Origin of the sequence: Bacillus sp. CR71, assembly GCF_003429245.1 — a bacterium.
GTDB lineage: Bacteria > Bacillota > Bacilli > Bacillales > Bacillaceae_G > Bacillus_A > Bacillus_A thuringiensis_S.
The window spans coordinates 1,783,569-1,803,176 of the sequence record NZ_CP031748.1 but is presented as its reverse complement, the minus strand read 5'-3'; the positions used below and the strand labels follow the sequence as shown (position 1 = coordinate 1,803,176).

Genomic DNA, 19,608 nt, shown 5'->3' with positions numbered 1-19,608 from the left:
GATTTTTTCAAAGCTTCTCTAGCCACTGCTTCACGTTCTAACATTTCTAGTCTTATAATTTCCGGAACCTTACCGTATTTAGGGTGCCCCGGCCATGTACTCCAATCTTTTGCATTCTTAGAAGCATTTGTTGGTAGGGTGTTTTTTAGAGTACGAAAGGTAATTCAATTATAAAAATAGCCTATCATCTTTTAATATTAATTGGGAATTTATATTGTACTTACACTACATTAATATTTAATTTTTAAAATTTCACATGTGGTAAAATAATAAATTGATGAAAAAGGGGACGAAATATCAGTAAATAATTCACCGCAATATAAAGTAAAAAAACTGCCCCTCCAATTGTTATGCGTTTCTAACAACTGGAGGGGCAGTTCACTTTTCAACTTATTTTAGATTTTCTATTGTGAAAGCACCTGGAAGTAATTGCTCAACAGTCACTTCTTTTTCATCACCTTTTACATTCGTTAGTAATACAGGCATTTTCGGATCACAGAATTCAACAATTACTTGTCTACACGCACCACATGGTGAAATCGGTCCATCAGTTTCTCCTGTAATAACTAAGTAACTAAAATCGCGCTCACCTTCTGATACTGCTTTAAATATTGCTGTTCTTTCTGCACAGTTACATAAACCGTAAGAAGCATTTTCTATATTACAACCAGTATAGATTTTCCCTTCTTTCGTAACTAACGCTGCGCCAACAGGAAATTTAGAATACGGAATATACGCTTTCGATAACATCTTGTTTGCTTCTTCAATATATTTTTTCTTATCCATATTATTTCCCCCTCAAAGTAAATGAAATAATGATTAGTCAGTAATAACTGTATGAACTAATTTAGGAGCCACTGCTGTTTCAGCGATAGAGATGTTCTCATAAATTTTTGCTTTTACATCTTCTACATTTTCACGATTTGCGTAGATTGTTACGAACGGCTCGCCTTCTTTTACTGCATCGCCAACTTTTTTGCGTAACATTAAACCTACTGCTAAATCAATTTCATCTTCTTTTGTTGCGCGGCCAGCACCAAGTAACATAGCTGCGATACCGATTTCATCTGCAACAATGTTAGAAATAACACCTGAAGTTTTTGCAGGTACATCAATTACATACTTCGCTTGTGGCATTTTTTCTGGATTGTCTACAATTGAGCTATCTCCGCCTTGATTGCTTAAGAACTCTTTAAATTTCTCAGTTGCTTTTCCGTTTTTCATCACTTCAATTAGCATTTCACGAGCTTCTTCTAACGTATTTGCTTTTTTCGCAAGTACGACCATTTGACTTCCTAATACAAGTACTAATTCTGTTAAATCTTCTGGACCTTCACCTTTTAACGTATCAATTGCTTCTTTCACTTCTAGAGCATTACCAATCGCAAATCCAAGAGGTTGTGACATATCTGAAATAACTGCCATTGTTTGACGTCCTACATTATTTCCGATACGTACCATTGCATGTGCTAATTCTTTTGCATCTTCTTCTGTTTTCATAAATGCACCAGCACCTGTTTTTACATCAAGTACGATTGCGTCAGCACCAGCTGCAATTTTTTTACTCATAATTGAACTTGCGATTAAAGGAATTGAGTTAACAGTTCCTGTTACGTCGCGTAATGCATAAATCTTTTTATCTGCAGGTGTTAAGTTTCCTGTTTGTCCAATAACAGCTACTTTGTCACGGTTTACAATATCAATGAATTGTTCTTTCGTAATTTCAACGTGGAATCCTTCTACCGCTTCTAATTTATCAATTGTTCCGCCTGTATGCCCTAAACCACGACCAGACATTTTTGCTACTGGTACGTCTAAAGCAGCAACTAATGGTCCTAATACTAAAGTTGTTGTATCACCAACACCGCCAGTTGAATGTTTGTCTACTTTAATTCCTTCAATTGCTGATAAGTCGATCGTTTCTCCAGACTCAACCATCGCCATCGTTAAATCTGCACGTTCGCGATCTGTCATATCTTTAAAGAAGATTGCCATTGCAAGTGCACTCACTTGATAATCAGGAATACTTCCGTCTGTATATCCATTAATAAAGAATTTGATTTCTTCAGTCGTTAATTCTTTGCCGTCACGTTTTTTCGCGATAATATCTACCATTCTCATTACAATCACCATTCCTTTTTATATTATATGAATCTATTAAAATAATAAGCCAACGATTGTTGCTGATAAGAAACTTACTAACGTTGCACCGAATAGTAATTTCAAACCAAATCTTGCGACTACATTCCCTTGCTTTTCATTTAAGCTCTTAACTGCACCTGCAATAATTCCAATTGAAGAGAAGTTTGCAAATGAAACTAAGAATACAGATATAATTGCTGTCGTTCTATCTGAGAAATTAAAGTTTCCTTGTGCTAAATCTGTCATTGCGACAAATTCATTTGATACTAATTTTGTTGCCATAATATTTCCGGCATTAACTGCTTCATGCCAAGGTACACCCATAATAAATGCAAATGGTGCAAATGCATAACCAAGAATTTCTTGGAATGAAATACCGATTACACCTTTAAATACTGCATTAATGAATGCGATAAGAGCAACGAAACCGACTAACATAGCTGCTACTGTAATCGCAACTTTAAATCCATCAATAATGTATTCCCCTAATACTTCAAAGAAGGTCTTTTTCTCTTCTTCTTGTACTTCTAACATATCTTCTTCCTCAGTAACTTCATACGGGTTAATGATAGAAGCGATGATGAAGCCACCGAATAAGTTAAGCACTAAAGCGGTTACAACATATTGTGGTTTTAATAACACCATATATGATCCAACGATAGACATAGAAACTGTAGACATTGCCGATGCACATAATGTATACATTCTTTTCTCTGGCAATAACCCTAGTTGTTTCTTAACTGATATAAATACTTCAGATTGTCCTAAAATCGCAGAAGCAACAGCATTATATGATTCTAGTTTCCCCATTCCATTTACTTTACTTAATGCTAGACCGATAGATTTCACAATAATAGGTAATACTTTAATATGTTGCAAAATACCGATTAAGGCTGATATAAATACGATTGGCATTAATACACTTAAAAAGAACGAAAACTCTTTTTGATTTACTAATCCACCAAATACGAAATTCACACCGTCAGCGGCATATTTTAATAACTCTCCAAAACCATCTGCTATTCCGCTAATTAATATATTCCCTATACTTGTATTTAATAATAGAAACCCCAAAATGAATTGTAATATAACCATCGTTATGATTGGACGATATTTGACTTTCTTTCTATCATTACTAGCAAGCCAAGCGATACCTAAAATCAATACGAGGCCAAAAACACCGATTAAGTATTTCATAAGCCGTTTCCTCCCATTCGTATCCGCTTACATTTTCTTTAATTGTTAAAGCAATAGATATACTTTAAACGTATATCTATTGCTTTAACCTTTTATCGATTAGTAGTTATCTGTAGCACCTTTTGCATCATTTAATACGATTGCAACACTAGCACTTGCTCCAACGCGAGAAGCTCCAGCAGCTACCATTTTATCTGCATCTTCACGTGTACGAACACCGCCAGATGCTTTTACACCAACGTTTGGTCCTACTGTTTTACGCATTAATGCGATATCTTCAGCAGTTGCTCCGCCAGTTGAGAATCCAGTTGAAGTTTTTACGAAGTCAGCACCAGCTTTTACTGATAATTCACAAGCGCGTACTTTTTCTTCATCTGTTAATAGACAAGTTTCAATGATTACTTTTACAAGAGCTTTTCCTTTTGCTGCTTGTACTACTTCATAAATATCTTTTTCAACAAGTTCGTTGTCGCCATCTTTTAAAGCGCCTACGTTGATTACCATATCAACTTCAGTTGCACCTTTTGCGATAGCATCTTTTGTTTCAAATGCTTTTGTTTCAGTAGTGCTTGCTCCTAATGGGAAACCGATTACAGTACAAACGTCTACATCATGTCCAGCTAGTTCATCAGCCGCTAATTTTACCCATGTTGGGTTAATACAAACAGAAGCGAATTTATATTCCTTTGCTTCTTCGATTACTTTCATAACATCTTCTTTAGTAGTATTAGCTTTTAAAATTGTATGGTCAATTAACTTTGCAATGTTCATTATCTTCACTCCTCATATCTTTTAACAACTTCATTCTAACTCTTAGTTGAACAAATGTAAATACACTTTTGAAATTTTGTTCATTCTTTTTTAAAAGGAATTTTCTTGTAGTAAATAAAGCGCATTCTAACTAAGAAACAATTCCTATTTAAAATCAAAACTTTTATATTAACAATGGTAGTATGTATCTCCATATCCATAATTATTTTTAAAAAGGCAATTTGTGTTCAAAAAAACACCTATCATTCATACATAACAAAATAAAAGGCGTTCTCAAAATTAACATTTTGAGAACGCCTTTTATTTCTAATCTTTTTGATAATGTAACAATTCTTTTGCTGTATGCTGATCGATAATTAATACATTTGCATACCCGCCACGTAACGCACCATCAATTGCTTTTATTTTTCTATTACCACCTGCAACTAAAATAGAGCGTTTCTTTAATTTCAGTTCCTCTAACTCAATTCCAATGGTCCGCTTATTAATTTCTTCACTACTAATATTTCCGTCTCCATCAAAGAAACGTGAACAAATGTCACCGACCGATTGTTTTTTGAGTAAACTTGTTTCCTCCTTATCGAAATAACCTAATCGGAATAATAGCGCTTCATCTCGCACTGTTCCTACAGTAAAAATTGCAATATTCGCTTGCTTCCCCATTTCGATAATGTGATGAATATGTCGATCCTGCTCTACTAATTCTTTTGTCACTGCATTATCAAATATAACTGGAAGAGGTAGATTTCTTGGCGTCGTTTGAAAAGCATCTGCAAATAAAGCTATCGTCTCATTCGCATATGTATTTACACTCGAGTGACTAATGCCACCTTTTAGCTGGACAACCTCTATCCCTTTTACATGTTGCGGTACGATTTTTCTAGCGATTTCATACATTGTCATTCCCCAGCTTACACCAACGATATCACCATTTTTAACCGTCTTTTCCATATACTCAGCTGCATATTTACTAATATACTCTGTAATCGTTGCATATTCTGGCACTGGAGAAAACACAACATGTGCCTCTAACAAGTTGTACTTTTCTTTTAGTAAATTCCCAACGTTATCTAAATCCGCAAATGGATCGGCGATGCTAATTTGAACAAACCCTTTTTCTTTCGCGTACTTTAACAATCTAGAAATCGTCGGTCTTGAAATATTTAATTTGTTAGCAATTTCTTGCTGACTATAATCTGATTGATAATATAATCTTGCAACTTCAACGCTTAATTGTTGTTTATCTTTTTCCATAGTAACTCATTACAAATCCCTTCCTGTATTTCCCTTTCGTTACAAGCATTATACAGCTTTATGCAAAAAAATTCGACTACCGAATTTTATCTAACTGAACTTATATTCCACTTATTATATACAATGAAACCGTTCAATAAGAAACATAAACCATCGTCTAAAAACTATTCAAATACCCCTTATAAACAGAAGATACTGGTTATAAGGGGTATGTATTCAATTTAATTTTATAAAAATTGGATGAAAACAATGCAAGTTCCCACTTATTTAGAATAAGTGAAAAGATGATGTTTTATTTGTTCAATAAAATAATGATGGTGTATATTATCGTTAGATACTCGACTTGCCATAATAGCCCCCTCCATTGAAGATGCAAGAAAGGAAGCAAGTGATATAACCTCTATATCTTCTTTAAGTTCTTGTTTCTCTATTCCTTCTTTTATGAGAGAAGCCATTAACATTACTGTATCATCATAACCTTTTGCTGCTGCTTTTTGTAATTCTGGAAATACTCCAGTACTTTCAATTGCGCTATTAAGTAATGGACAGCCTCCAGCAATAGGAGGATTATTAGCTGCATCTTGATATACAAGGAAAATTGCAAGGATTTTATCGATTGCTGTCTTTTTATTTTCCATTGCTTTATGAAAATGACTCCACATAATCTCACCACTTTTGTCGTAGGCAGCAAGGACAATTTCTTCTTTACTTTTGAATCTACGATAAATAGATCCTTTAGGTAGTTCAGTAGCTGTCATTATATCCTGGATGGATGTGCGAGTTATCCCATTAGTATTAAATAAATATAAAGATGTTTCAATAATTTTTTCTTTAACCTTATCAACTTTAGTCATGCTTTGTAATCCTCCTAATAAAAACGAGCTTAATATTCCAGGTGATATTTACCATCTATTTTCTTGAATTTTTTTGTAAGTATAAAGAAGTTTGAAGCGAAAATATCTTATCAACCCCTATATTATGTGAACCTCAAACAATACAGTTTGAAAAGAGATTAATCAAATTGTATTATCTATATCATTCAAATGAATTTTCTGTCAAAATTAACATGACCAATTATTTAATTCAGTCATGTTATACAACTAATTTCACCTAACTTCGTAGTAGGTGTAAAAATATATAGTTAAATTTAACGTATAGACATATGATTATTATATATAATTTTGATTAATATGTTTAGCTAAAGTGTTTGAACTATCCCCACTTTCACTTCATTCTATAAAAGGGTAATCATTAATGATTACTGGAATTAAATTGTACCAAAGAAACTGAGATATAAATATATTTGCTTTTTTTCCATTTGGATTTTGTTAATACTTTATAAAAAGGGTTTAAAAAACTAGAAACTTATAGTATCATTAGGTTCCGGACCGAACCGTCCGGTTTATAATCTTATATAAATATATTTAGAAGGAGAACGTTATGCAGAGAGAAAAATCAAAAATTATAGGTAATTTAATTATGGGGGCAATACAGTGAACTTTATAAAAATGAATAAAAAAGAAATCATTATGCTCATAATCTTTACAATGTTTGTACCATTTCAAATTGGCTTGTACATATTATTTGGCATATCACTTTTAGCTAATGTCAATTTAGTTGAATCAGAATTTGTTCTTAGTGCCATCGGTTTTACTGTACCTGCTATTGTAGGAATCATTTTCTTTAGGAAAGAAATTATTGAAAGTTTTACTTATTTTAAAGAGAAGACAATTTTGAAAATAGTAAGTATTCCTATGGTAGTTTTATTTACGGTAATTGTGGAACAGTGTGTTATGCGTTTTCTAGCAACTGGTCAACCAGAGAACCAAGAGCAGCTCCTTGAAACGGGTGCGGAGGTACCTCTTGTATTTACATTGCTTGTATTTGGTATTCTGGGTCCAATACTTGAAGAAATTGTGTTTCGTCACATATTAATAAATCGTTTTTCTTACCATATTGGTACTGCTATTGCATCTATCATTTCGATTATGATTTTTACACTTCTTCATACGAACCAACTTTCGGATATTGCTATTTATTTACCTGGATCGTTGATACTTACTGCGGCTTATCTTATTTCTAAAAGATCCATTGCATATGTTATAGCGATACACATGTTAAACAATTGCCTTGGTTTCATTCTGTAAGAAACTAGACTTGTTTCTGGTGCCAAAAATACTTTTTCTATGGCATAAGAAAGCTAATCAAAAATTATAAGATATTAGGAGAGTGTCAGTCATGATTGTAACAACAACTTCTGGAATTCAAGGTAAAGAGATTATTGAGTATATTGATATTGTAAATGGTGAAGCTATTATGGGTGCAAATATTGTCCGCGATGTATTCGCTTCCGTTCGTGATGTTGTCGGTGGCCGTGTTGGTGCTTATGAAAGTAAGCTAAAAGACGCTCGTGATATTGCAATGGGCGAAATGAAAGAACTTGCAAAAGAAAAAGGTGCGAACGCTATCGTTGGTATTGACGTAGATTACGAAGTTGTTCGTGATGGAATGTTAATGGTTGCTGTCAGTGGTACAGCTGTACGTATATAAGTAAATAAAAAAACGGTTCCCCTTGGAATTTATACTTTGAGGGGAAATCCTGGTTCTGTTGCAGATTTTAAAGAATAATAAGAGATGTTGATAAATCATTGTACGTCGAAAAACACAGTTTGAGTGTAAACTGTGTTTTTTTATATAGAGGCCCCATCCCATCACTATCAAGCTAAAATTTTTTAGTGCCTCTAGAACGAAATTTTGTATTAACTTGTAACAAAAAGTTCATTTTTATTTTGTTGATAATTCAGAATATTTCGGTTGATAGGTATGTGGCGGTACCCTGATACGGTACAAATTTTTTATAAACGGTTGTAAGATTCTACGTTTTTGACCATTCTGTACAACGATAACTTTGGTTTATTAATTTCGCCTGTAATCTGGTAGCCTATCCTCTGATACAATTTAATGGCAAGTTGATTCTCTTTCTTTACCGTCAGAGAGCATTTGGCAAAGCCTTGCAGGGAAGCTTGTTCCTCGGCAAACTTAAGTAGTCTGGTACCTATCCCTAGTCCTCGACTTTCGGGCAATAAGGCAATTGTTCCGATGTGAAACTCGTCATCTTCTCCCTCCTTCAAGGTAAACATGGAATAAAGCATTTTGATATTCAAAATGTTATAAATAACAAAACCCAGCTTTCGGAATGAAAGCAGCTGTTTAAAAGTGGACCAGGCAAGACGGTTTAAAACGGGTATGGGATAGCAAGTAATCATCCCTAAAGTTTTCCCGTCCATTTGAGCTTCATAAGCGTATTGATGACTAAAACGGTTGTTCTCCTGCCGCCAGAGCTTACAAAATGTCCCTTCGACTGTGTTCTTCTCCTCAGATCCTGCAAGTGGAAACGCCATGTATTCCAATGCCATTACATTTAACTGGGCGCCGACCATGGATTGATGAACAGCCTTTACAATAGAGATTTGATTCATTTCCCAGTCCTCCTTTTCGCTTTCTGTATTATTGATATTAATTATCATGGATTTGAATCAGTTCACTTACCTCTCAAATCATCCTTAGCTTTAAAACCATAATAAAATGTATTTAAAACAAGCTCTGCAGCAGATTTTTTAGCCACATTTCCTTCATGTACCTGTTCCCAAGTATGGAAAAGCAGAGCATAAAGCGTATTCAAAATCCATTCGCTGCTAACCGTTTGCTGAAAATAACCTCTTTGTTGTAACAGCTCAATAACGCGTCGTAAGGGTTCCCTCAGCTTCTCTTCTGCTTTACCTAATTCTTTGTTGTTAAATACAGATGCATCATGACCTAGAAAATAGATTTTGTCACCTAAAGGGATTAACGCTTCAATGAGTTCCGGGATATAGTTTTCGCTTCTTTCCTCATCCAGTGGAATCTGGTTTACAGTATCACTTACCAGTTGTATAGCCCGATGGCCTAAGAACAGCATCAATTTCTCCCTGCTTTCGACGTAGCGATGGAGTGTAGCAATTCCAATTCCCGCATATTCCGCAATTTCATTCATCGAAGCAGTAGGATTTTCAACAAGCAATATAGTAGCCGAATCAAGAATTGCATTAAATCTCGCTTCCTTCAACGCTGACAAGTCTTTCTTCATCGTCAATCTCTCCCTTTTTCTGTATAAATTCGTCATTTTTGATAGAAAAATATATCATTTGATATTATAATAAACAATCTCAAATAAAGTGTCCAGATGCTGAATGTAGCTTTTCAAAAAGAATTATATTACTGAAACTGATAGTACTTTGAATGTTTCATTTTTAGCATTTCATTATTTAGATAACGATGAAGAAATTAAATTATTTAATGTAATAAATACAAGAACCAAAGGAAATGGTTCGAATCGCTTTCTTAGTAGAGAAATTGATTACCTTATCTAGGTTTTTTAAACTATTTTTCATGACGCATTAATACTTATAGTAATTTTTCTACTTTTATTAAATCCGGTTGCACTTCATTTAATTACTGAATGTTTTATAATGAAGCTTCTTTCTGCATAAAGTTATCGGTTTACTTTAAAATTCACTTCCGGGTATTTGGTCATCAGCCTTTTAAGGGTTGAGCCGTCATCCTTCTGTTTTACATACTGGTCAAAAAATGCCAGGCTGAATTCGTTGATAATACGATGAACTTCCTTTGGATTTTCACCTGGGCTCTGCAACAGAGGGGAGAACAAATGTAAATCAGTGAGGCTTGTATGATCCGTATGAGGTATGACCATTGACATACCACCACCAGCTAACCCACGTCCATATCGCTCCCTCACTTCATAGGGATCTGCTTCATCAGGCTCTTCTGCACTCATGAGTAGAAATGGTTTTCCAATTCCACTTTCAGGAAAGATTTCTCCATACAATGTACCATCCATATTGATAGCTGCTTTGACACGAGAATCTTTTGCAAGTATTTGTGCTGCGGTAGCTCCACCGTAAGAGTGACCAAACATTCCAATTCGCGAAGTATCCATTCTTCCTGTAAAGAAGCCGGTCTCATCGTTTTGATTAAGTTTCTCTATCTGATTAAGGACAAAGCTGACATCTTCCTCCCATAATTTTATGTGGCTATCCCCTTCATCAGTTAAATTGATGGGCTGTACGTAAGCAGTTCGACCATCTGGAAAGACGGTAGCTGCAGCATCAAAGGTATGATCGATACTTAGAACAATATATCCTTGACTAGCCAACTCCTCAACTTGAAACGTGTTTTGATTACGAAAACCATTAAAACCATGAGAGAAAAGTAATATGGGATAATGATTCTCTGAATCTGAGAGTTGTAAATCCATAAACGAATGAGATTTTACCAATTCCATGTGGCTGAATGCAAATGCAGGAATGGACAATGTTTTTTCCAATCCCTTGGAAAGCTCATTTATGTTACGAATATAAGGTTCTGGATCCCCCTTACTTTTTTCAGCTGTAGGATACCAAATTTGCACCATCAGTTCGCGCCGATCGGTTGGATTTTTCGAATATGGTTCATTTCTCTGATGATCAATCCAATGATATACCTTCGTACCGATCCTATGTGGGCCGGTTGGTTCTTCAAATGAAAATACTGGCATAAGTAAGGGTAGCGCCACTGCTACAGACAAATAGATACATAGCAACGAGGTCTTAACTATGAATATCCCCCAACTTCTACAGCCCTTTTTCCGCCCAGTTAATAAATAGCATAAAATTAAGATAACTGGGGATACATATGCCGGAATCATCTGCCACCTAAAACCTTCTGCCAATAACTGAACTGTAACCATTACAACGGCAATCAAAGTAGCTAATTTAGACCACTTTTTCGTTTCTCTGCCTATTAACAGTATCCAACTCAATAGACTAAAATTCACTACTATCAAAACAACTTCCCAGAAATTCATTGGCCTATCTCCTTTGAATGTATTTTACTTCTAATTAAAGAGGTAGTTTTCAGCCTAAGCAAAAGCAGATGAACCCCCTATATAGTTGCACCAATTATGCTTAGTAACCGTTTCATCCACTCTACTCCTTTCTTCAAATTAAAAACTTAAAATGCCCAGCTACCTTTACGGAAAATTGGTTCTACAGTTCCATCTGGTAGAATACCGTCGATGTCCATCTCACTGCTGCCAATCATAAAATCCTCATGTGTTACTGAAATATTTGCACCTAACGTTTCAAGCTGATCGTTTTCTAAATCTCTTCCATCCTCTAAGCAAGTTGGATAAGCTTTACCAATCGCTAAATGGTTCGATGCATTTTCATCAAACAATGTATTAAAATATAAAATTCCCGATGCTGAAATTGGTGATTCATTTGGTACAAGTGCTATCTCACCTAAATAGCACGAGCCTTCATCCACATTAATAAGCTCCTGTAATAAATCATGTCCTACCTGTGCTTCAGCTTTAACAATTTTTCCTTCTTCAAATGTCAGTTTAAAGCCGTCGATAATATTCCCTTGATAAACTAATGGTTTTGTATTGCTTACATAGCCATTTACACTTTGTTTCATCGGTAACGTATAAACCTCTTCGGTCGGCATATTAGCCATAAAGATAGTATCATCAGGAGTTTTACCACCTCCAGTAATCCATTTATGCTGTGGTGCTAATGCAATTGTTAAATCAGTACCTGGCGCTGTATAGTGAAGCTTTATATATTTTTTATTGTTCAGTAGGACCGCACGAGATTCTAAATTTTTTACATGTTCACGCCATTTTTCAATAGCACTGCCTTCACCAATACGAACAGCTTTAAAAATAGCCTCCCATAATGCTGGTACTTGATCCTCAGCTGCTAAATCCGGGAACACCTTCGATGCCCACTTTGGTGAAGGAACTGCTACCATAGACCAAGCTACTGAATCCTTCATTACGGCGTTGCGATTGTTGCTCAGAGCAGCTCCTGCTACCTTTTGATAGGTAGCTAGACGATTAGATGAAATACCTGTAAATTTATCAGGATCTGTAGCATCTATCATTAATAATGCTCCTTTACATTCGATCAGCTCATCATTCATTTTGACTATCCACTCTGGGAAGCGATTAAATTCTTCATCTGAGGCATAATCAAAGTAAGCACGTTCCATTTCTTCATCCGAGAAATTAACATGAACACGCCCTGCCCCAGCCTTATAAGCCTCTTTCACAACTATACGGGCGAAATCCAATGCATCCACTGATGTATTGACTAATAAGTATTGCCCTGGTTGAATATTCACACCGATTTTCACCGTAAGTTCTGCATATGCTTGTAATTTTTCTTCAAAAGTCATATTATTTACCTCACTTTTATCAAATTGGTTTTGAATTCCCATCACTAACTTGCTTTCATACCATACTTTCTGAACAGGTTTTCTCAGAATTTTTCTTGCCTATTTTTTATGTTTTTCATCAAGACATGATAACAACTAATGGCTTTTTTCTACTACTCATATATTTAATTTCTAAACTTTGATTCAATTAATATTGGTTTGTTTTTTAAAAAAATCTAATCAAAGGGCATCAAACACTACATAAAGTTATAGAGTTCTTTATTGTGAAAGCTCACTCATTTCTTCCCAATCTTTTCAATGTGGTTGCACCTAAAGGCTTACCATCAATGGGGCGTTTAACATTCTCAATCACTCCTTTATCTTTACAAAAGCATTTTTGATAGATAAATATATCATTTGACATAAGATTAAATCATTTTAAACGAATTATCAAGCCGTAAAATTTAATTTTTAAAAAATTCGGTAAAAAACCTATGTGAAAATGGATTCTATCAAAGGGAGCGATAACAAAAAGATTTTTTATACACACATGGATAAAACACATGAAAACTTATATATAAAATTACAAGTTCAACTCTCACAAAAAAACGGAATAAAAATAAACAGCGGAACTAGCCCACTGTTTACTTTGCCACACCTTCATGTAATTTTTCTGTATAATCCTTTACATCTTTCCAGCTATCTTTCGCTGTATGTAAATCTTCTTTTATAAACGTAAACTCTTCCGGACTAATTCCTTTTACGTTTTGTAGTAAATTATTATATTTTGCACCTACTGTATACCATTGGTTTGATATGTTTTGTAGTGCTGTAATTGCTGCATCAATTGTTTCCGCCATGTTTGTTGTTTTATTTTTTACATCAGTCAAAATTACGATTTCTGCTTGTGCTCCTGAAATTCTATCTTTTAAATTAGCTATCTCTCTTTCTGCATTTGCGATATCTTTTTTTGCAACCGCAATCATCGGCCCGCCAGCAAGACATGTTATTAGCGCTACGCAAAGTACGCCACCAGCAATGACCATATCATTACTCTTTTTAATCGAATCGTTATATGTATTTATTTGTTGCTCTAGAGCTGGAATACCAGCATTCGTACTTGCCAATATCGCTGTTAACTGATTTGTATCCTCTTTGAAACTATTTGTATCTTTCGCCATTCTATCGCGAAAACTTTTCAAATTTCCTAATAATCCATCTACCTCATTTTGATTCTTTACAATATCCGCATACAACTTTTCTAAATCCGCTTTTAATTTTCCGCTATCCTTTTGATCAATCGCTATTAACATGTCGTTATAATACGATTGAAAAGTATTATTGTAATTTATAATATTTTGATCCGTTTTCATAATTTGAGGCTTCATATTATTTAACCAATATGCTGCATTAATTTTTGCATCTCTTTGATGCTGAATCATATTCCCTTTAAATTCACTATTAATCGAACTTATTTTACTTAAATCCGTCTCTTGTTGATTTTGAATTAATTTTGCATATGAATCCATTGCAAATATACTCGATGTCGTTTGTGCCATTACATCTTGGAATCCAGCTGGTCCAAGAGAATAGTTTTTCACATTTTCTTGTAGTACCTTTACATTTTGTTCTGCTGCAAAAGGATGTAAAGGAGATACGTTACTCGTTGCCACCCCAGCAATCATTACCGCTAAAAGACATTTTTTATAAAATCTTTTCTGCATACTTTTCACCTATTTTCTTTATAAGAGTATAAAAAGCTCCTGCTCACAACTGAACAGGAGCTTCAAATCATTCATCAACACTTAACGCTCTAACGATTCGTATTCAATTATGCTTTTTTCGTATCTACTACTTTAATATCTTCAGCATAAATCTTTTCTGCATAGTCTTTAATATTTTTCCAGCTATCTTTCGCAATGTTTAAATCTTCTTTAATGAAAACAAGGTCGTTTGGACTAATTGAATCCACATTTTGAAGTAAAGAATTATATTTTGATCCCATTGTGTACCATTGGTTTGAAATATTTTGTAACGCTGTAATTGCAGTATCAATTGTATTTGTTAAATACTCTGTTTGTGTTTTAATGTTCGTTAATCCAGCTACTTCTAATTGCGCAGTTGTAACTTGTCCTGTTATCTTTTGAATTTCTGCTTGTGCATTATCAAGCTCTTTCTTCGCTAATACGATTCCAGCTGTACCACCGCCTACAGCTGCTGCACCACCTGCAATTAATGCTACTCCTAGCGGTGTTCCTGCGCCCGTAGCAATAACTACTGCACCACCGATAATTGCAATTGGTCCTAGAGCTGTCGCAACAGATGAACCGATAATAATTGCATTATATTTACTAATTGCTTCATTGTACGTTGTAATTTGATTTTGTAATAGCGGAATTCCTGCATCTTGACTAGCTAATATAGATGTAATTTGATTTGCATCACCCTTGAAGTTTTGCGTATCCGAAGTCATTTTATTTCGGAATTTCTTCAAGTCTTCTACTAACTGATCCACTTGTGCTTTATTTTCATTAATACTACTTGATAATCTAGTTAAGCCTTTCGTAAGAGTCGCTTTATCCTTTGCATCAACTGCAGCAACTAAAGTATCATAATAGTTTTGGAATTTCGTATTGTAATTAATGATATTTTGATTCGTTGAAATAAGCTGTGGTTTTAATACATCTAACCATTGCTTCGCATTTCCTCTAGCTGTATCTTGGTGCTGAATTACTTTCCCTTTTAAAGCCGCATCAACAGACGATACATTTCCAAAGTTAACATTACCTTGTTTAATAATTGTTAAAGCGTACAGATCCATTACTAAAGCATTTGAACCTGTTCTTTCCATTGCATCTTTTAGGCCTTCTGGTCCTAATGAATATTCTTCATAGTCATTATAAGCTTTTGCTACCGCATGAACTGGAGCTTGTTTCACTGTACTTTCAGCTGCATACGTATGAGCCGGCATAATATTTCCTGCTGCAAATACTGCCATAAGTGCTGATAGAGCCATTACTTTATAAGGTTTTTTTGTCATTTTTCTTCTCTCCCTATATCGCTAATTATTTTTCTGTTTAATGTACTTCAACGTTTGTAACGTAATCTTCAAATTGATTTGTTTGCTTATTCATTTCATCACTTACTTTTTTAATTTGATTGAAATGTTTTTGAAGTAAACTACTGTCTGTATACGTGCCTTCTTCGACATTTGTTTGAATTTGAATCATATTATTATTTAAAACTTTCCAATCCGTTAATAACGTTTCTAAAGTTGTAATTTGACGATCAATTAATTCTGTAAAGCTATTTACTTGATCTTCAACGAATGTAATTTGAGTCGCCTCTGCTTCAGTTTGTGATAACTTTTGAATAAGTGGCAATAACTCCTTTTGCTTTTGTTGAATGCGAAGAGCTGCTTCCCTCGTTTGACTATCTGCAGCATTTACAATTTCATTACTTAAAGTACCGATAGAAACAAAATCGATTGTTTTCGTTTGTGCAGTTTGATTTGTGATTGTAAATACTTGTTTACCAATATTAATAGAACCTTTAATGATTTCTTGAGGTCTATTCAAAATAGTAGTTAATTCAGCTTGAATTTCACCTTGAATTCTTTTAATATCTTCTCTTAATTTCACAATATCTCCACTTGATCCTTGCAGTGTTTTTATTGCTTCATCGGCTTTAATTGATAAGTTGTTACTATCTTTGTCTAATACTGTTTTAAATCGATTTAACTCTAATAAATCTTGCTCCATACTCTCTTGGATGCTTTGTACTTGCAATTGTAATTTTCCATATGCACTCATAAAATCTGCTTTTGCTTGCTGATCTTCATTTACGTTTCCTGCTAATTCATAGAGCTTACTATAATAGCTATTAAATCTAGTGCTGTATCTCATCATCTCTTGATTTAAGTCAATTAGCTTCGGATTATATTCATCAATCCATTCTCGTACATTCGCCTTTGCAAACTTTTGATGATTCGTTAAGCTACTCATCGCATTTACCTTAATATCTGGCTGTTGTAAAATAATTAATCCATATGCTTGAATAAGCGGTGATTGTGATCCTAACATTCTAATTGAATTGGATAATGTATTTGGAGCAATTACATTTTGTGCATATACTGTTTTCACTTCCGTTTGCCCCTCCTTAGCGTAAGCGCTTACAGGAATGAAGCAACTCGTAGATACTGCTGTAACCAATAACCCTGTAATTAAAGTCTTTTTCACTTTAACTCCTCCTATGTATTAGCAACTATTACTATCGCATTTTATTATTCTATTTTCTTACCTATAATTTGAGATGGTTAAAATAGAGAACGTTCTCACCGCGATCCATGTACGAACCACCTCTCTCGTATTGCTACAGTACTTACTTATCGTCACAAAACATTTTATTATTTTTCATATGTGTTTAGTATGAATAATATTGTATAAATTTTCTATTTCATCGAAATCCCCACATTCACACAGTGAATATATTACATAAAAATATTATTCATTTTAAACTAAACAATATACGTAAATATGAAATTTCGTTTTGTTTTCATATATGTTTTGTACTGTAAGGTCATTTAAACACAGCTGTTTATATAACGTAAAGAAGTATTTTCATTCCCTTTATTTTCAAGCTTTCGTGTCCTTATTTCAAAATATAATCCGATTCACTTTATAGATTGAAATATCTACATATCACAACAGAAAACACTACTTGAAAATAACTGATAAAATTATATAAATATAATTTTCGAGCCCGTATGCAATTATGCATAGCATATACACAAAAAGGATAGCTTCATTTTCACGAAGCTATCCTTAAAAAATCTTCTTATTTTTTCAAATGATATGGAACTGTCGTAATAACAACATTTCTTTTATAAAGTAAATACGCACGTATGAGTAAACTGGATTGATTATGAAGAATGTTATGCCAACCTTTTTTCGGAATGAACTGTGGTATAACGACCGTAACGCGGTAATTCGATTCACTTGCCTTATATTGCACTGTATCGATGAACTTCGTTAGCGGCTGGATAATACTTCTATAATGAGAATGTAATGTAACAAGCCTAACTTCAGGTTGCCACTTTTTCCATTTCTCTTCAAATTTCTTTTCCTCTTCCCTGTCAAAAGCAACATATACAGCAATAACTTGATCTGCCGAAAGAGCCTTAGCATAGTTCAATGAATTTTCTACTACGTGAGTCATACCAGCTACCGGAACGACGATTACATTTCCCTTAATCGGAACAAGTGGTTCACAAGTTTTTAAACTTAACTGATCACCTACCGCATCATAGTGCTTCTTAATTCTGTGGAATAAGAATATGATTGCAGGTAAGAAAATAAGTATCGACCAAACTTGTGCAAATTTAGTTAAAAAGAACATACTCATTACGATAAAACTAATAACTGCACCAATTAAATTAACCGTTAATCTTAAAGCCCATCCTTCAGGTTTTTCCCGAAGCCATTTTAATACCATCCCTGTTTGAGAAAGTGTAAATGGAATAAATACACCTACTGCATATAGTGGAATTAAATGTTCTGTTTGTCCTTGGAAAGCTACAATTAAAATAATCGAAGCAACTCCAAGTATAATAATACCGTTTGAGTAACCTAAACGGTCTCCTCTAATCGTAAACATTCTCGGTATGAATTTATCTTTTGCAAGGTTAACCGCTAATAAAGGAAATGCAGAATAGCCTGTATTAGCAGCGAGAATTAATATTAAAGCTGTTGTACCTTGTATGAAATAGTACATGAAATTACGTCCAAATGTTTGTTCAGCAATTTGAGAAACAACTGTTACTTCTTTACTCGGAGTCACTCCGTAATAATAAGCTAAAAATACAATTCCTGAAAATAACACAGCAAGTAATGCACCCATTGCAAGCAATGTTTTTGCAGCATTGTTTGGCGCAGGATCTTTAAAGTTCGGAATTGCATTTGAAATTGCTTCAACACCTGTTAAAGCAGAACTACCTGATGCAAATGCTCTTAGTAATAAAAATAAACTAATTCCTGCAACTGGTGTTCCAATCGGCGCATGTAAAGTAGGTGAAACATGACCAGTTAAAATATTATATATGCCCACACCAATTAATATAAATAGTGCTAAAACGAATAAATAAACAGGATATGCTAGCACGGAAGCTGATTCCGTTACTCCTCTTAAATTTAATATCGTAATTAATATAACAAATATAACCGCAATAATTACGTTATGTGCATGTAAGCTAGGAAACGCAGAAGTAATTGCATCTGTACCCGCGGACACACTTACCGCAACAGTTAAAATATAGTCAACTAATAAAGATCCTCCAGCAATTAAGCCTGGATTCATCCCTAAATTTTCTTTTGATACAACATACGCTCCCCCGCCATGCGGATAAGCAAAAATAATTTGACGATAAGATAAAATAAGGGCTGTCAATAATACTAATACCCCAACAGCGATCGGAATGGAATACCAATAGGCGATCGCTCCAACACCTGCTAAAGCAATTAAAATTTGCTCTGGACCGTAAGCAACTGATGACAATGCGTCAGAAGATAAAATAGCTAAAGCTTTCGTTTTATTAAGCTTTTGTTCTCCAAGCTCCGTTGATTTTAACGGTCTTCCAATTAAAAATCTTTTAATAGATGAAACCAATGCTGTCCACTCTCCAATAATTTTGTACGAACTTTTCTGCTTGTTACAGCCAGTAAACTATTTCTTCAGAAAACAAAAAATGTCTACAAGCCATAGCGAAATAGACTTGTAGACATTATTTTTTTTGTCGCACAAGCTCCACCTTCCTTCTCAATATAACGCTTACGAGGTTAGCTGTCGGATTCGGGCCTATGAGTAGCCCTACCTTTTTCAAGGATTCACCCCATCGGATTATGTACTAATCCGTAAAAACGGGTCCCCCGTACCATGCGGTTTCAGCGATTTAGAAAATTGAAACTGTGGATTATAATACTCCTTTATTTT

The 19,608-nt window shown here is 34.4% G+C and carries 16 protein-coding genes and 1 riboswitch; of the genes, 2 read left to right on the top strand and 14 right to left on the bottom strand.

All coding sequences use genetic code 11. From position 1 onward, the window contains the following. Positions 1-390 precede the first annotated feature (390 nt). The 6 genes from DOS87_RS09325 to DOS87_RS09300 all read right to left on the bottom strand — a co-directional run bounded on the left by DOS87_RS09325 (position 391) and on the right by DOS87_RS09300 (position 6,218). A complete protein-coding gene (locus DOS87_RS09325; protein WP_000358540.1) occupies positions 391-786 on the bottom strand; it encodes a cytidine deaminase in 396 nt (131 codons plus the stop codon). A gap of 33 nt (positions 787-819) precedes the next feature. After that, entirely contained in the window at positions 820-2,121 is a 1,302-nt protein-coding gene (locus DOS87_RS09320) for a pyrimidine-nucleoside phosphorylase (protein ID WP_001983022.1), read from the bottom strand. Positions 2,122-2,157: 36 nt separating this feature from the next. Beyond that, complete coding sequence (locus DOS87_RS09315; RefSeq protein WP_000876177.1) at positions 2,158-3,339, bottom strand: NupC/NupG family nucleoside CNT transporter; 1,182 nt, start codon at positions 3,337-3,339, stop codon at positions 2,158-2,160. Positions 3,340-3,438: 99 nt separating this feature from the next. Next, on the bottom strand, positions 3,439-4,110 hold the full coding sequence (gene deoC, locus DOS87_RS09310; RefSeq protein WP_001017441.1) for a deoxyribose-phosphate aldolase: 672 nt from the start codon (positions 4,108-4,110) through the stop codon (positions 3,439-3,441). A gap of 306 nt (positions 4,111-4,416) precedes the next feature. Further along, positions 4,417-5,364, bottom strand: a complete 948-nt coding sequence (locus DOS87_RS09305; RefSeq protein WP_000409779.1) for a DNA-binding transcriptional repressor DeoR — start codon at positions 5,362-5,364, stop codon at positions 4,417-4,419. 263 nt (positions 5,365-5,627) lie between these two features. Then, positions 5,628-6,218, bottom strand: a complete 591-nt coding sequence (locus tag DOS87_RS09300) for a TetR/AcrR family transcriptional regulator (RefSeq protein WP_000169651.1) — start codon at positions 6,216-6,218, stop codon at positions 5,628-5,630. Between the two features lie 639 nt (positions 6,219-6,857). On the opposite strand from DOS87_RS09300, the gene DOS87_RS09295 reads away from it, so the two are divergent. Beyond that, positions 6,858-7,511, top strand: coding sequence for a CPBP family intramembrane glutamic endopeptidase (locus DOS87_RS09295; protein WP_001009305.1), 654 nt, complete (start codon positions 6,858-6,860; stop codon positions 7,509-7,511). Positions 7,512-7,602: 91 nt separating this feature from the next. Continuing rightward, positions 7,603-7,914 carry a heavy metal-binding domain-containing protein gene (locus DOS87_RS09290; RefSeq protein WP_000637518.1) on the top strand — a complete coding sequence of 104 codons (312 nt, stop codon included), beginning with the start codon at positions 7,603-7,605 and terminating at the stop codon, positions 7,912-7,914. A 305-nt stretch (positions 7,915-8,219) separates the two neighbouring features. Here DOS87_RS09290 and DOS87_RS09285 read toward each other — a convergent pair whose 3' ends face one another. The 8 genes from DOS87_RS09285 to DOS87_RS09250 all read right to left on the bottom strand — a co-directional run bounded on the left by DOS87_RS09285 (position 8,220) and on the right by DOS87_RS09250 (position 19,284). Then, complete coding sequence (locus DOS87_RS09285; RefSeq protein ID WP_001071938.1) at positions 8,220-8,843, bottom strand: GNAT family N-acetyltransferase; 624 nt, start codon at positions 8,841-8,843, stop codon at positions 8,220-8,222. A gap of 62 nt (positions 8,844-8,905) precedes the next feature. Further along, positions 8,906-9,490: a TetR/AcrR family transcriptional regulator gene (locus tag DOS87_RS09280; protein ID WP_000710982.1), complete on the bottom strand. Its 585-nt coding sequence runs from the start codon at positions 9,488-9,490 to the stop codon at positions 8,906-8,908. 405 nt (positions 9,491-9,895) lie between these two features. Next, a complete protein-coding gene (locus tag DOS87_RS09275; RefSeq protein WP_001012300.1) occupies positions 9,896-11,266 on the bottom strand; it encodes an alpha/beta hydrolase family protein in 1,371 nt (456 codons plus the stop codon). Between the two features lie 146 nt (positions 11,267-11,412). Next, entirely contained in the window at positions 11,413-12,642 is a 1,230-nt protein-coding gene (locus tag DOS87_RS09270; RefSeq protein WP_208730243.1) for an aminopeptidase, read from the bottom strand. Between the two features lie 623 nt (positions 12,643-13,265). Further along, complete coding sequence (locus DOS87_RS09265; protein ID WP_208730242.1) at positions 13,266-14,345, bottom strand: non-hemolytic enterotoxin subunit C; 1,080 nt, start codon at positions 14,343-14,345, stop codon at positions 13,266-13,268. Positions 14,346-14,452: 107 nt separating this feature from the next. Continuing rightward, on the bottom strand, positions 14,453-15,661 hold the full coding sequence (gene nheB / locus DOS87_RS09260; RefSeq protein ID WP_000162968.1) for a non-hemolytic enterotoxin NHE subunit B: 1,209 nt from the start codon (positions 15,659-15,661) through the stop codon (positions 14,453-14,455). 37 nt (positions 15,662-15,698) lie between these two features. Then, the gene (gene nheA, locus DOS87_RS09255; protein WP_000751828.1) at positions 15,699-16,859 is read right to left on the bottom strand and encodes a non-hemolytic enterotoxin NHE subunit A; all 1,161 of its coding nucleotides are present in this window, start codon (positions 16,857-16,859) and stop codon (positions 15,699-15,701) included. A gap of 598 nt (positions 16,860-17,457) precedes the next feature. Further along, positions 17,458-19,284, bottom strand: a complete 1,827-nt coding sequence (locus tag DOS87_RS09250) for an APC family permease (protein WP_000254886.1) — start codon at positions 19,282-19,284, stop codon at positions 17,458-17,460. 144 nt (positions 19,285-19,428) lie between these two features. Beyond that, a riboswitch (cyclic di-AMP (ydaO/yuaA leader) is annotated at positions 19,429-19,575 on the bottom strand. Between the last annotated feature and the right edge of the window lie 33 nt (positions 19,576-19,608).

Coding starts and splice junctions, on each gene's coding strand:
- DOS87_RS09285 (WP_001071938.1), bottom strand. CDS start 8,843: ATGAATCAAATCTCTATTGTAAAGGCTGTTCATCAATCCATGGTCGGC.
- deoC (WP_001017441.1), bottom strand. CDS start 4,110: ATGAACATTGCAAAGTTAATTGACCATACAATTTTAAAAGCTAATACT.
- nheB (WP_000162968.1), bottom strand. CDS start 15,661: ATGACAAAAAAACCTTATAAAGTAATGGCTCTATCAGCACTTATGGCA.
- DOS87_RS09300 (WP_000169651.1), bottom strand. CDS start 6,218: ATGACTAAAGTTGATAAGGTTAAAGAAAAAATTATTGAAACATCTTTA.
- DOS87_RS09315 (WP_000876177.1), bottom strand. CDS start 3,339: ATGAAATACTTAATCGGTGTTTTTGGCCTCGTATTGATTTTAGGTATC.
- DOS87_RS09280 (WP_000710982.1), bottom strand. CDS start 9,490: ATGAAGAAAGACTTGTCAGCGTTGAAGGAAGCGAGATTTAATGCAATT.
- DOS87_RS09325 (WP_000358540.1), bottom strand. CDS start 786: ATGGATAAGAAAAAATATATTGAAGAAGCAAACAAGATGTTATCGAAA.
- DOS87_RS09290 (WP_000637518.1), top strand. CDS start 7,603: ATGATTGTAACAACAACTTCTGGAATTCAAGGTAAAGAGATTATTGAG.
- DOS87_RS09320 (WP_001983022.1), bottom strand. CDS start 2,121: ATGAGAATGGTAGATATTATCGCGAAAAAACGTGACGGCAAAGAATTA.
- DOS87_RS09265 (WP_208730242.1), bottom strand. CDS start 14,345: ATGCAGAAAAGATTTTATAAAAAATGTCTTTTAGCGGTAATGATTGCT.
- DOS87_RS09275 (WP_001012300.1), bottom strand. CDS start 11,266: ATGAATTTCTGGGAAGTTGTTTTGATAGTAGTGAATTTTAGTCTATTG.
- DOS87_RS09270 (WP_208730243.1), bottom strand. CDS start 12,642: ATGACTTTTGAAGAAAAATTACAAGCATATGCAGAACTTACGGTGAAA.
- DOS87_RS09305 (WP_000409779.1), bottom strand. CDS start 5,364: ATGGAAAAAGATAAACAACAATTAAGCGTTGAAGTTGCAAGATTATAT.